The sequence below is a fragment of the Pseudomonas sp. 11/12A genome (assembly GCF_000800055.1).
Classification (GTDB): domain Bacteria; phylum Pseudomonadota; class Gammaproteobacteria; order Pseudomonadales; family Pseudomonadaceae; genus Aquipseudomonas; species Aquipseudomonas mohnii.
The window spans coordinates 5,829,617-5,842,837 of sequence record NZ_JUGV01000001.1 but is presented as its reverse complement, the minus strand read 5'-3'; the positions used below and the strand labels follow the sequence as shown (position 1 = coordinate 5,842,837).

11 protein-coding genes are annotated in these 13,221 nt (G+C 59.9%); all 11 read right to left on the bottom strand.

Annotation, left to right across the window (positions count from 1 at the left end; genetic code table 11):
* Nucleotides 1-81: 81 nt before the first annotated feature.
* The 11 genes from GQ39_RS26810 to hutG all read right to left on the bottom strand — a co-directional run bounded on the left by GQ39_RS26810 (nucleotide 82) and on the right by hutG (nucleotide 13,213).
* Complete coding sequence (locus tag GQ39_RS26810; protein WP_047536416.1) at nucleotides 82-816, bottom strand: amino acid ABC transporter ATP-binding protein; 735 nt, start codon at nucleotides 814-816, stop codon at nucleotides 82-84.
* On the bottom strand, nucleotides 809-1,768 hold the full coding sequence (locus tag GQ39_RS26805; protein ID WP_047536413.1) for an amino acid ABC transporter permease: 960 nt from the start codon (nucleotides 1,766-1,768) through the stop codon (nucleotides 809-811). The genes GQ39_RS26810 and GQ39_RS26805 overlap by 8 nt, the downstream gene beginning before the upstream one ends.
* 162 nt (nucleotides 1,769-1,930) lie before the next feature.
* Entirely contained in the window at nucleotides 1,931-2,728 is a 798-nt protein-coding gene (locus GQ39_RS26800; RefSeq protein WP_047536412.1) for a transporter substrate-binding domain-containing protein, read from the bottom strand.
* Between the two features lie 223 nt (nucleotides 2,729-2,951).
* The gene (mdoH, locus tag GQ39_RS26795; protein ID WP_047536410.1) at nucleotides 2,952-5,522 is read right to left on the bottom strand and encodes a glucans biosynthesis glucosyltransferase MdoH; all 2,571 of its coding nucleotides are present in this window, start codon (nucleotides 5,520-5,522) and stop codon (nucleotides 2,952-2,954) included.
* Complete coding sequence (locus GQ39_RS26790; protein ID WP_047539198.1) at nucleotides 5,515-7,329, bottom strand: glucan biosynthesis protein G; 1,815 nt, start codon at nucleotides 7,327-7,329, stop codon at nucleotides 5,515-5,517. Before GQ39_RS26790 ends, mdoH begins: the two co-directional genes overlap by 8 nt.
* A gap of 321 nt (nucleotides 7,330-7,650) precedes the next feature.
* Nucleotides 7,651-8,088: a D-aminoacyl-tRNA deacylase gene (gene dtd, locus GQ39_RS26785; RefSeq protein WP_047536408.1), complete on the bottom strand. Its 438-nt coding sequence runs from the start codon at nucleotides 8,086-8,088 to the stop codon at nucleotides 7,651-7,653.
* The gene (gene pip / locus GQ39_RS26780) at nucleotides 8,085-9,056 is read right to left on the bottom strand and encodes a prolyl aminopeptidase (RefSeq protein ID WP_047536406.1); all 972 of its coding nucleotides are present in this window, start codon (nucleotides 9,054-9,056) and stop codon (nucleotides 8,085-8,087) included. Before pip ends, dtd begins: the two co-directional genes overlap by 4 nt.
* 104 nt (nucleotides 9,057-9,160) lie before the next feature.
* On the bottom strand, nucleotides 9,161-10,078 hold the full coding sequence (locus GQ39_RS26775; RefSeq protein WP_047536405.1) for an alpha/beta hydrolase: 918 nt from the start codon (nucleotides 10,076-10,078) through the stop codon (nucleotides 9,161-9,163).
* A gap of 150 nt (nucleotides 10,079-10,228) precedes the next feature.
* Entirely contained in the window at nucleotides 10,229-11,176 is a 948-nt protein-coding gene (locus GQ39_RS26770; RefSeq protein WP_047536402.1) for a choline ABC transporter substrate-binding protein, read from the bottom strand.
* Nucleotides 11,177-11,633: 457 nt separating this feature from the next.
* A complete protein-coding gene (locus tag GQ39_RS31975; protein ID WP_081997985.1) occupies nucleotides 11,634-12,101 on the bottom strand; it encodes a DUF3757 domain-containing protein in 468 nt (155 codons plus the stop codon).
* A 308-nt stretch (nucleotides 12,102-12,409) separates the two neighbouring features.
* Nucleotides 12,410-13,213 (bottom strand): N-formylglutamate deformylase, encoded by an 804-nt coding sequence (gene hutG, locus GQ39_RS26760; RefSeq protein ID WP_047536398.1) that lies wholly within the window; start codon nucleotides 13,211-13,213, stop codon nucleotides 12,410-12,412.
* Nucleotides 13,214-13,221 lie beyond the last annotated feature (8 nt).

The following is a 13,221-nucleotide window of genomic DNA, read 5'->3' as shown; positions in this document are numbered from 1 at the left end:
CCACAGCGGATTTTTGGTGTCCACACCAAACCCTGTGGGAGCTAGCCTGCTAGCGATTAGTGGCCCCCCAGGCCGTTGCTTTTAAAGGACCTGCCGCAAAAACGCCTGCGCCCGCGGATCCTTCGGTGCATCGAAGAACTCCGCCGGTGAGGCGTCTTCCAGCAATTTGCCGTGATCGAAGAACAGCACCCGGTCCGCCACTTCCCGGGCGAAGCCCATTTCGTGGGTGACGCAAACCATGGTCATGCCTTCCACGGCCAGGTTTTTCATCACGTCCAGCACTTCACCGACCATCTCCGGATCCAGCGCCGAGGTCGGCTCGTCGAACAGCATGACCTTCGGCTCCATCGCCAGCGCCCGAGCAATCGCCACGCGCTGCTGCTGGCCGCCGGACAGGCGCGAGGGGAACTCATTGGCCTTCTGCGCAATACCGACCTTTTCCAGCAACGCCATGGCCTTGGCCTCGCGCTCTTTCTTGCCACGCTTGCGCACGACCTTCTGCGCCAGGCAGAGGTTTTCCAGCACGGTCATGTGTGGGAACAGGTTGAAATGCTGAAACACCATGCCGACTTCGCGACGATAGGCATTCACATCGGTTTTCGGGTCGGCCAGTTGCACACCGTCAATGCTCACCGAACCCGAATCGAATTCTTCCAGGCCATTGAGGCAGCGCAGAAAGGTCGACTTGCCGGAACCGGAGGGGCCGATCACCACTAACACTTCGCCCTTGGCGACGGTTGTGCTGACGTTATCCACCGCGCGCACCACCTGGCCACGGGTGTCGAAGACTTTTACCAGATCGCGGACTTCAATCACTTTGCGCGAGCCTCCGCTCAAGCCGGCTGGCGATTTTCGACAGCGGCAGGTTGATCAACAGGTACAGGCCGGCGACGCAGAACAGGATTTCGAACGGCGAAAACGAGGTGGTGATGACTTCGCGACCGCTTTTCAGCAGCTCGGTAATCGCGATCACCGACACCAGCGAAGTGTCCTTGACCAGGCTGATGAACTGCCCGGCCAGGGGCGGCAGCACGCGTTTGAACGCTTGCGGCAACACCACGTGACGCATCGACTGGCCGGCACTCAAGCCCAGCGAACGCGCGGCTTCGTTCTGGCCACGGGCGATCGACTGCACGCCGGAACGGATGATTTCCGCCACATAGGCACCCGTGAACAGCGACAGCGCGGCGATCCCGGCGAACTCCCGGGACAGGTTCATCACCGTACCGATGAAGAAGTAAAAAATGAAAATCTGTACCAGCAACGGCGTACCGCGGACCAGTTCGACGTAAAGGGTCGAGAGGTCACGCAGGGTCGGGTTGTTCGACAGCCGGCACAGACCGGTGGCGAGACCGATCAGCAAACCGAGCACGCCGGACACCACCGACAGCCACAAGGTGGTCCAGAGGCCCCACAGCAACGGTCCTGCCGCCCAATGACGGATCACGCCGATGACATCGCCTTCGGCCACATCATCGCCCTGGGCGACTTGCAGGCTGTTGTCATCGACGATCAGGCGTTGCTCGTCGCCCGCATCGTTGCGCAGGGTCACTTCAGCCTTGTCGCCCTTGCGCACCAGTTCGCTGACGGTGGAGATGTCGGCGGCGCGCTGGGACTCTTCGGCGTGGTAGGCAAAGTATTGCGGAACGCGGTTCCAGCGCCATTCGTAGGACATCAGCGAGGTGGCGTAATACAACGCACCAGCCAGGCCGATCAGCACCAGCACGGTCAATACGTGCCAGGGCCATTGGGCTTTTTTCTGTTTCATCTATTTTGCAAGTTCCGAATTCTGTGTCGCATGGCAGGCCGCAATCGCGAGCAAGCTCGCTCCCACAGGGGTTGTGCCGGGCACAAAACCTGGGTTCAACCGGATCAACCGTGGGAGCGAGCTTGCTCGCGATTGCAGCGACGCGGTCTACGTGACCGAGTGTTACTCCATGTCCTTGAGCCACTCGGTGCTCTTGAACCACTTGTCATGGATACGATCGTAGGTGCCGTCTTCGTGGATCTGGTGCAGGAAGTTGTTGATGAAGTTGATGCTGTCGTAGTCACCCTTCTTCAGACCAAACGCCAGGGGCTCGTAGGTGAACGGCTTGTCGAGGAACACCAGTTTGCCGTTGCCGACCTTGTTCACCGCGACCACGTTGTAAGGCGCGTCGTAGATGAAGGCATCCGCCTTGCCGTTGACCACGTCGAGCACGGCTTCCTGCTCGTTGTCGTAGCCATGGTATTTGGCTTTGGCGATCAACTTTTTGGCGACCAATTCGCCCGTCGTGCCGAGTTTGGAAGTGATGCGGTAGTCGGCGGTGTTCAGGTCTTTGTAGGACGTGATGGTGCCCTCCAGCTCCTTGCGGATCAGCAACGTCTGGCCGACCACGATGAAGGGTTCGCTGAAGTTCAGGCGCAGGTTACGTTCCTGGGTCAGGGTCATGCCGCTGCCGATCATGTCGAACTTGTCGGTAAGCAGGGCCGGGATGATGCCGTCGTAACCGGTGGACACCAGCTCCAGCTTGACGCCCATCGCCTTGGACATGGCTTTGAGGAGGTCGACTTCAAAACCGATGATCTCGCCACGCTTGTTGGTCATTTCGAATGGCATGTAGGTCGGGTCCATGCCGACTTTCAAGGTGCCGCGTTTGACCGCGTCATCGATGGCACCGGCCTGTGCCGCGTTGACTGCAACCAATGCCGTGACGCCGACCAGCAGCATCGACAGATACTTCTTCATCTTCAAGCCCCCAAAACCATTGCATTTGCGGCGCCAAATCGACAGTTTTCGAATAAAAACAGACAGATACGGACACAAAACGGTCCGGGCGCACCCATTCGGGGACGGATGCTAACGCACTCACTCGATTGCACAAGGGTTTAGGCAGGATTTGTTGCCTGATGCTGGTGGCCCCATCACTTGCGAACGATCATAAAAAAACCCGCTTTCGCGGGTTTTTTCATCAGGCCAACTGTGGCTGAACGCTCACGGGCTTGAGCGGCAGCAGCGGTGCATGGGGGTCGGCCATGACCGACTTGCGCCACGCGCCCAGCCACTCCTGGTGACCTTCGCTCCAGACCTGCTCATGCAGGCGAGCCAATGCCACCGGGTCGCTCAACAGTTGCACGCGCTCATTGTTGGTCAGCCCTTCAGGCCCGACTTTCATCGCATGCCGTACCCGCTCGACGCGCAGCCACTCGATCGGTTCCGCCTCACGGTGACGGGAGGTCGCCAGCGAGCACGCCAGGGCGTTCTGCTGAGGATCGACCACCGCACGGATGAAGCCGTCGTTCAGTGCATGCCAGCGGTTTTCGTGGGTGTACTGGTCAGTGGCCAGCAACGCCTGCGGCGGATTGTATTCCTCAGGGATCAGGAACAGGCTCTCGTCACGGGACTTGAGGCCCAGGCCGACACGGCTGGAAATCACCGATACCGGGATCGACAGCATCAACGAACCGACAATCGGCACCAGCCACCAGAGGAAGCTCGGGTTCAGCCAGATCACCAGCAAGGCCCAGAAGAAGCCGAGCAAGGTTTGCGGACCGTGGCGTTTGACCGCTTCGCTCCATGGCGTGGAGTCGTCGTCACGCTGCGGCGAGTTCCAGGTCGCGGCCCAGCCCAGGAACGCGGCGAGGACGAAACGGGTGTGGAAAATCATCCGCACCGGCGCCAGCAGCATGGAGAACAGCATCTCCAGCAACATGGACAGGGTCACCTTGAACTTGCCACCGAACTCTTTCGCGCCCTTGGCCCAGATCAGGATGATGCTCAACAGTTTCGGCAGGAACAGCAGCACGATGGTGGTCGAGAACAGCGCAATGGCCTTGTCCGGGTGCCATTGTGGCCACAGCGGATAGAGCTGGCGCGGTTCGAGGAAGTATTGCGGCTCCATCAACGTGTTGACCGCCAGCAGCGCGGTCGACAGCACGAGGAAGAAGAACCATAACGGTGCCGACAGGTAAGACATCACGCCCGTGAGGAACACCGCACGGTGCACCGGGTGCATGCCCTTGACCAGGAACAGGCGGAAGTTCATCAGGTTGCCGTGGCACCAGCGACGGTCACGCTTGAGTTCGTCCAGCAGGTTCGGCGGCAGCTCTTCGTAACTGCCAGGCAAGTCGTAGGCAATCCACACGCCCCAGCCGGCACGGCGCATCAACGCGGCTTCGACGAAGTCGTGGGACAGAATCGCACCGGAAAACGCGCCTTTACCGGGCAACGGCGCCAGGGCGCAGTGGTCGATAAACGGCTTCATGCGGATGATCGCGTTGTGGCCCCAGTAGTGGGATTCGCCCAACTGCCAGAAGTGCAAGCCGGCGGTGAACAGCGGGCCGTACACACGGGTGGCGAACTGCTGCATGCGCGCATACAGGGTGTCCATGCCCGACGCACGCGGCGCGGTCTGGATGATCCCGGCGTCCGGCGTGGCTTCCATCAAGCGCACCAGACTGGTCAGGCACTCACCGCTCATCACCGAGTCGGCATCGAGTACGACCATGTATTTGTAGTCACCGCCCCAACGACGGCAGAAGTCGTCGAGGTTACCGCTCTTGCGCTTGACGCGACGACGACGGCGGCGATAGAAGATCTTGCCGAAGCCACCGGCCTCGCGGCAGACGTCCAGCCAGGCCTGTTGCTCGGCAACGCAGATGTCGGCGTCGTTACTGTCGCTGAGGACGAAGAAGTCGAAGCGATCCAGGTCACCCGTGGCCGCGACCGACTCGAAGGTCGCGCGCAGACCGGCAAATACCCGAGGCACGTCTTCGTTGCAGATCGGCATCACCAGTGCGGTGCGCGCGTCTTTCGGAATCGGCTCATTGCCGGCGCTGGCGCCGGAAATGCGGTACTTGTCGTGACCGGTGAGCAACTCCAGGAAGCCCATCAGTGCCGTCCAGAAACCGGCGGAAACCCAGCAGAACAGAATTCCGAACAGGATCAGGATGCTGGTCTGCAACGCATACGGCAGCACTTGCGTAGCGGTTTGCAGCAGCGGTTGGTGCAGGACTTCTTCGAGGTCGACGAACGACCAGCCCTGGTACGGCATGATGCCTTTCATGTACCAGCCAGCCACGATGGTCTGGCCCAGCATCAGCAGCAACAGAATGTAGCGACGGATCGAACCCACGGTGCGCCAGCGCGCAGCCGGCAGCACACGCTCATCTTTTGGCGGCGCGGGTGGATTGGTGCGGCCGGTCAACCGGCGCCAGCCACGCACCAGGATATTGGTGCGCCATGGCTCCGGCACGACTTTGGTCCGACGGATCGGCGGGGTCGCCTTGAGGCAGACCCGACCGTTGGCGTCGAGCACCAGCATTTCGGCGTCCTGCAACTCTTCGGCGGTACTCAGGGTCAGGCGCTTGCCGACCGAGGCCTGGGCGGCATCGGTCGGGGCGTCGAACGCCTGGGACGACAGGCGTTCGTGCAGTTCGCTGAAAGACTGGCAGCCCGCGAGTTCCGCGCGCTGCTGGTCGGTCATCGGCAGGTGCGCCAGGTACTCGGACAGAGTCTCTGGCTGTACGTGTGAATTACTCATCGGCAGGCAACTGATAGCTCCAGGTCTCGGTCAGGACTTCTTCAGTCGATGCCGATTCCGGTGTGGCTGGGGCCGCATCGGCAGCGACAGGCTGCTTGGCGTCTTTATTGGCCTTGTCCTTGGCTTCTGCAACCGGCTTGGCGTCACCCTGTTTGGCCTCGGCCTGCTTGGCTTCCTTGTCCGCTTTCTCCTGTTGTTTGGCGGCGACCTTGTCGGCCTTGGCCACGGAGGAGCTGGAGGCCGGAATCGAAGTCTTGGCCAGGTCGGCAGGCGTGACGTTCTGAACCAGCGCCGCACGCATCTCGGTGGACTTGCTCGGGTCCTTGATCTTCATGCGCAGGGTCAGGCGCCAGCCCTTGGTTTCAGGGTTGTAGCGCACGCTGTTTTCCACCAGCTCGGCGTTGTCGCCAACGCTCACCTGGCTGCGAACGTCCGTATTCTCTGGCAGTGCCGCCAGGGACGGGCCTTCGAAGTCCACCAGGTAGGCGACGCTACCGTCCGGCTGACGAATCAGGTTGGACTGTTTCACGTCACCGGTGGAGCGCAGGGTCTGCTTGACCCAGGCGCTATCCGGAGCGTGGATGGACGCTTCGTCCATGGTCCAGTGCATACGATATGCGACATCGAGCGGCTGGCCAGGTTCCGGCAGTTTTTCCGGGCTCCAGAAGGCCACGATATTGTCGTTGGTTTCGTCGGCGGTCGGAATCTCTACCAGATCGACGGAGCCCTTGCCCCAATCGCCTTTCGGTTCGATCCAGGCACTTGGGCGCTTGTCGTAGCGGTCGTCGAGGTCTTCGTAGTGGCTGAAGTCACGACCACGTTGCAGCAGCCCGAAACCGCGCGGGTTTTCGACCGAGAAGTTGCTCACGGCCAGGTGTTTCGGGTTGTTCAGCGGACGCCAGATCCACTCGCCGTTACCGGCGTGGATCGACAGACCGCTGGAATCATGCAATTCGCGACGGTAGTTCAGTACTTTCGACGGCTGGTTGGCGCCGAACAGGTACATGCTGGTCAGCGGCGCAACGCCAAGCTTGGCGACTTTGTCACGCAGGAACATCTGCGCCTTGACGTCGACGATGGTGTCGCTGCCCGGACGCAGGATCAGGCGATAGGCACCGGTCGCCCGTGGCGAGTCCAGCAACGCGAAGATCACCAGGTGCTTGTCGCCCGGTTTGGGCTGTTGAATCCAGAATTCGCGAAAACGCGGGAATTCTTCGCCGGACGGCAGCGCGGTATCGATCGCCATGCCGCGAGCGGACAAGCCATAGACGTGGCCCTTGCCGACAACGCGGAAATAACTCGCGCCGAGCATAGTCATGATTTCGTCTTGCTTGTCAGCCTTGTTGACCGGGTACAGCACACGGAATCCGGCGTAGCCCAGTTGTTCGGTGGCTTTTGGATCGAATTTCACGTCGCCGAAGTCGAAGCGACTTGGGTCGTATTTGATCTCTTCGACGTTGTTCGCCGTAATTTCGTTGATTTTCACCGGCGTATCGAAGTGCATGCCCTGGTGATAGAACGACAGCTTGAACGGGGTTTTCTGGTCCGCCCATTCGGCTTTTTCCGTCAGAAAACGAATTTTCTGATAGTCCGCGAATTTCATCTCGCGGAATTCGTTCGGCAGGTTACTGCGCGGCACTTCGTATTTTTGCCCGGCCAGTTCTTTTGCCTTGGCCGAGACATCATCCAGATTGAAAGCCCAAAGCTGGCCGGCGCTGAGCAAGGTGAGCAGAGCAGAGCCCGCTACCAGAGCGCTACGAAACCGTTTGGCAGACAATTTTGGTGCGTTACAGGGACTAACAATCACGAGCAACCCTCGCCGAAAACAGATCAAAAAACCAACGGCCAGTTAAAGGGTATGTACGGAATCCGGTACGAAAAAACCGGCCTTACAGACCACTCTTGCCAAGTTGGCGAGCATTGTTCCGACTCCGATGGGGCTAAATGATTCCCCAAACGGTTCAGGACAAGTCTCTACCTAAGTCAAAATGGACCAACGAACGCTGATCCCCGTAGCGCGCGATTATCTAGTAGCCCGCGTTACAACGCATCAGGGGTAACAAAGTATTTATCGGGAAAAACCCCTGTTTTCAGTCGAAAACGGCGCAAAACAGGGTTTCAAGCGGTTTTACGTCTGTAACAGGAAGGTTACCGGGCCATCATTGACCAGGTGCACCTGCATATCCGCGCCGAATCTACCTGATGCCACAGTGCCATGCACCTGTTTCGCTTTGCCTAATAGATAGTCGAAAAGCTCCTCGCCCAGGGCCGGAGGGGCCGCGGTCGAGAAACTCGGGCGCAACCCGCTCTTGGTGTCGGCGGCCAGGGTGAACTGCGAGACCAGCAGCAACCCGCCGCCCACGTCCGCCAGGGACAGGTTCATCTTGCCCTCGGCGTCACTGAACACTCGATAGTTAAGCAGCTTATTGAGAAGTTTGTCGGCGCTGGCCCGAGTGTCTTCGGGCTCGACGGCTACCAGCACCAGCAAACCCTGGTCGATTGCTCCGACCACCTCGCCCGTCACCTCGACCCGCGCGCCACGCACGCGCTGCAGCAGCCCCTTCATGCTTCTTCAGGAGCCAGGTCGAGCAGGCGCCGGGCCATCTGATCAGCGGCACGCACCAAGGCGTCGGTAATCCCCGGTTCAGCGGCGGCATGACCGGCGTCACGGATAATTTGCAGCTCGCTGTTCGGCCAGGCCTGGTGCAGTTCCCAGGCGTTATCCAGCGGGCAGATCACGTCATAACGACCGTGGACGATCACGCCGGGCAAATGGGCGATTTTGCCCATGTCGCGAATCAACTGGTTCGGCTCGAGGAATGCGTTGTTGGTGAAGTAGTGGCACTCGATACGGGCGATCGACAGTGCACGCTGCGGTTCGGAGAAACGATCGACCAACAGCGGATTGGGACGCAGGGTCGCGGTCCGGCCTTCCCAGGTGGACCAAGCCTTGGCCGCATGCATCTGAGCGATTTGATCGTTGCCGGTCAGGCGCTTGTGGAAAGCCGTGAGCAAGTCGTGGCGCTCGTCCAGCGGGATCGGCGCAATGTAGTCCTGCCAGTAATCGGGGAACAGACGACTGGCACCGGCCTGGTAGAACCACTCGATTTCCTGCGGCCGGCAGAGAAAAATCCCGCGCACGATCAGACCGTGCACACGTTCCGGGTGGGTTTGCGCGTAGGCCAGCGCCAGGGTCGAACCCCAGGAGCCACCGAACAGCACCCATTTTTCAATGCCCAGGTGTTTGCGAATCCGCTCGAGGTCGGCGACCAGATCCCAGGTGGTGTTGTTTTCCAGGCTGGCGTGGGGGGTGGAACGACCACAACCGCGCTGGTCGAAGGTAACAATGCGATACAGATTTGGATCGAAGTAGCAGCGACTCTGGGCGTCACACCCGGCGCCGGGGCCGCCGTGGATGAACACGACCGGCAACCCTTCTGGTGAACCGCTTTCGTCGACGTAGAGCGTATGGGTTTCATCGACAGCCAGATCATGCCGGGCGTAGGGTTTGATCTGCGGGTACAAAGTCTGCATTGCGCGCTCCGTAAGGGGTCTGGGTCATCCCTGGGGGGACTTCAATTATTCTGCCGTTGGGCATCATAAACCCGAATTACGCCAATGAGCATGCCCTTGCAGAGTCAGAGTCTGGGCGCCAGATAACCGAGCAGGTTTTCATAGAGGCTGTCGACCTCGGCAACCTGCCCCCGCGCCCGGAGGCAACCGTGTACCAGGCCCTCGCCGTAATACAACGTCGCTGCTACGCCGGCAGCATTAAGTCGCTCGGCATACAGCACACCGTCATCGCGCAGCGGATCGAATTGCGCCACCGCGATGAAGGCCGGCGGCAATCGGCGAAGATCTGCGGCGAGCAACGGCATCGCATAGGGCCCAGGCTGCGGGGAGCCTCGCAGGTACAAGGCGTGGTAACAATCCACATCACTGCTGCTCAGCAACGGAGCATCGATGCACTCACTGCGCGAAGCCAGATGTTGATCGCCACCCAGTCCGGGATAGATCAGCACTTGCGCGGCCGGCACGGGCTCACCCGCGTCACGCAATGCCAGGCACAGTGCAGCGGCCAGATTGCCACCGGCGCTGTCACCGGCCACCAGCGTGCGTTGGGGGTCGAGACGGAAAGGCCCGCTTCGCAACCCGCGCCAGGCCTTCAGACAATCATCGAACGCCGCCGGAAACGGATGCTCCGGCGCGAGCCGGTAATCGACCGCGATCACCAGCACGCCCAGGGTCGACGCCAGTTCGGCACAGATGAAGTCGTGGGAGTCCAGGCCCCCTACGACCCAACCGCCGCCATGCAGATAGACGATGCACGGCGCACCACCGGTCGGCGGCGAAACCGGCGGTTGATAGGACCGCACCGGGACGCCGGACAATTCAAAGTCCACCACGTAGAGGCCGGCGGGACGTGGCGGGGTGAACGCCCTGCACATCTCGCTGTAGGCCTGGCGCAATCCGGCGAGGCTGCTGTCAGTGCTGTTGAAACTGACGGTTTTCTCGACGAAAGCCGTCATCTGTTCGGAAAGCGGATAAGGCGCCATGATACTGCTGCCCGTTCAGGGAGGGGGAATGTATACCCCTGTAGGAGCGAGCCTGCTCGCGATAATGGCCAACGATAACGCGGTAAGCCTGATACCCCGCGGTGTTCTCGGGTTTATCGCGAGCGAGCTCGCTCCTAGAGGGTTTGGGTGTCAGTTTTTCAGACTGGCCTGCACCGCCGCCACGCCATCCTTGCCGTCAAAACTGCTGACACCCGCCAACCAGCGCTGAAGGTCTTCCGGGTGTTCACGCAGCCATTTTCTGGCAACGTCCTGCGCCGTCTGGCGTTCCATGATCGGCACCATCAACTGACTTTCCTGGGCGGCGGTGAAGGTCAGGTTCTCCAGCAGCCGATTGACGTTCGGGCAGCGCTCGGCGTAATCCGGGGCGGTCACGGTGGAAACGGTCGCCGCCCCTTCGTTCGGCCCGTAGACGTCTTCGCTGCCGGTCAGGTAAGCGATTTTCATGTTGATATTCATCGGGTGCGGGGTCCAGCCGACGAACACCACGAACTCCTTGCGGTTCACCGCCCGTTGCACGGCAGCGAGCATGCCGGCCTCTCCGGACTCGATCAGTTTGAAGTCCTTGAGGCCAAAGTGATTGGTCTCGATCATGGTTTTGATGGTGGTGTTGGCGCCACTGCCCGGTTCGATGCCATAGATCTTGCCCCCGAGCTGATCCTTGAACCTGGCGATATCGGCAAAGGTTTTCAAACCGGCGGCCGCGACATAGTCAGGCACCGCGAGCGTTGCCTGGGCGTCGGCCAGGCTTGGTTTGTCCAGGACCTTCACTTGATTGGCGGCCAGGAACGGCGCGATGTTTTTGTCCATCGCCGGTTTCCAGTAACCGAGGAAAATATCCAGGCGCTTGTCGCGAATGCCGGCGAAGATGATTTGCTGCACGGCGCTGGTTTGCTTGCTTTCATAGCCGAGGCCGTTGAGCAATACATCGGCCATGCCGCTGGTGGCGATCACGTCGGTCCAGTTGACCACGCCCATGCGCACGGCTTTGCAGGAAGCGTCATCAGCCGCCAGGGCGCTGGTGCTCAGCAGAGCGGTGCCGCAGAGGATTGAGAGACAGCGGGTGAACAGTCTTTTCATCAGAATGATCTCGTGCGGCAGCGGATTGTTATGGGTTCGGTGTCTTTGTGCACCGTGGCCAGAACATTACGCAGCAGACGAGGGGTAAAAGCGAACTGTGGCGACCGTGTTTTGCACGGTGGCGACTAGCAGCCTGGCCTGTAGGAGCGAGCTTGATCCGGGCGGCGTTCCGACGATGGAGGACAACGATGACGCGGGCTGTCTGAATGCGCACATTGACCTGACGTTTTTCGCGAGCAGGCTCGCTCCTACAGAAGCCTTAATGCCCGTCGTGTTTTTCACCCCAGGCGAGCAGGCCTTGCAACAACTACTTCAACACCACCCGCGTCGGCTCCCTCGACACAAAAACCTGTTCCGATGCTTGAGATGTTCATGCAACAAAGGAGCGGAAAAAGCGGACTGTGCTGACCGTGTTTCTTTGCACGGCAATGACGGTCAGTCAGCGGCCTGGAATACGTCATTCAACGACCGCAAAAACGCATCCACCCTGCTGCTTGTTCTTGCACACGTAAGTAACTAATCCGGTGGAAGTCGCGGGCTGAAGTTTCCAGTGTTTCAGGTCAAGCAATTTGACCGCGAGATCGGGTCGTACGTCCGGGCGATAGTACAAGTCCAAGTGCTCTCTACTGTCATTCAAGTACATACAGCGACTCAAAACCCCGCGGCTCGTACCATTTTGCTCTGTCGTATAAAACACCGCACCCTGGAGAGCCGACACCGCTGCTGTTGAATAACGGTCATCTGCCGCTGTGCGAGAAGCGGACGCGGTCCCGATCCATTGCCCCTTGCGGCTCACAGTCGGTGCCGTATAGATACCCAGTGTGTTTTTTATATGCTGGGGCAAAGGGCAATGATCAATGTCCAATGCCTGAGCTTCCAATGCGCATGCGCTTAATATCGCAGCTGTTATTGCTTTAAATTTCATTGATACACCTTCCAAAAATAATGACTTGAGTAACGAGTTCCCTCTCGTTCAAACAGTAATTACTTTCAGACAGGAAAAGCTCGGCATACGGCAACAGGACTTGTAGGCATCTTCTTGAATGTCCCGAAGAGGAATCGCCCAATCACCCGGCTGTTACGATGAAAGGGCACTTGCGCCCGCCGGACTGCGCAGCAGTCCCCCTATCATTCAACTGCGTTTCGCCAGAAAAACGCGACTTTACGGTTTTACGACGGCTTCGCCGCCGAGGCGCAAGCAAGCACCCTCACCGCAAGCGTCACACCAGGGCCTCAAGCGCTGTAATGCTTCTCTCCCCATACCAACAATCCTTGCAACAACGCCTTCAACACCACCTGCGTCGGCTCCGCCAGATCCGCCCGATAGCGGAATGGCTCGAACTCTTCCATGTACGTGCACTGGCCCAACTCCAGTTGCACGGCATGGATGTTCTGCGCCGGGTTGCCGTAATGCCGGGTGATGTGGCCGCCCTTGAAGCGTCCGTTCAGCACATGGCTGTAGTCCGGGTGTGCGGCGCAGATCGCTTCCAATTGAGTCGCCAGCTGTGGATCGCAACTGGCGCCGTTGAAGGTGCCGAGGTTGAAGTCCGGCAGTTTGCCGTCGAACAGGTGCGGGATGATCGAGCGAATCGAGTGCGCATCGAACAGCAGCGCATAGCCGAATTCGGCTTTGAGGCGCGCCAGCTCCTGCTGCAAGGTGCTGTGGTATGGCGTCCAGATCTGCTCCAGATAAGTCGCACGCTCTTCTTTCGAAGGCTCCAGCCCTTCGCGGAACAGTGGCACACCGTCAAACAGCGTCGCCGGGTACAGGCCGGTGGTCGCACCCACGTACAACGGTTTGTCGTCGGACGGCCGGTTCAGATCAATGACGAACCGCGAGTATTCGGCAGCCAGGGTGCTGGCACCCAGTTCGGCGGCGAAATCGTAAAGCTGCGGAATGTGCCAGTCGGTGTCCGGCAGGCTTTTCGCGGCCGGGATCAACCCGGCCTCGACCGCCGGGGTCAGGCGCACACCGGCGTGGGGCATGCTGATCAGCAGTGGCACGCGGCCTTGTTTGAAGTTCAGAACCTTATCCACAACTGCTC

Coding starts and splice junctions, on each gene's coding strand:
- GQ39_RS26800 (WP_047536412.1), bottom strand. CDS start 2,728: ATGAAGAAGTATCTGTCGATGCTGCTGGTCGGCGTCACGGCATTGGTT.
- pip (WP_047536406.1), bottom strand. CDS start 9,056: ATGCAGACTTTGTACCCGCAGATCAAACCCTACGCCCGGCATGATCTG.
- GQ39_RS26770 (WP_047536402.1), bottom strand. CDS start 11,176: ATGAAAAGACTGTTCACCCGCTGTCTCTCAATCCTCTGCGGCACCGCT.
- GQ39_RS31975 (WP_081997985.1), bottom strand. CDS start 12,101: ATGAAATTTAAAGCAATAACAGCTGCGATATTAAGCGCATGCGCATTG.
- dtd (WP_047536408.1), bottom strand. CDS start 8,088: ATGAAGGGGCTGCTGCAGCGCGTGCGTGGCGCGCGGGTCGAGGTGACG.
- GQ39_RS26775 (WP_047536405.1), bottom strand. CDS start 10,078: ATGGCGCCTTATCCGCTTTCCGAACAGATGACGGCTTTCGTCGAGAAA.
- mdoH (WP_047536410.1), bottom strand. CDS start 5,522: ATGAGTAATTCACACGTACAGCCAGAGACTCTGTCCGAGTACCTGGCG.
- GQ39_RS26805 (WP_047536413.1), bottom strand. CDS start 1,768: ATGAAACAGAAAAAAGCCCAATGGCCCTGGCACGTATTGACCGTGCTG.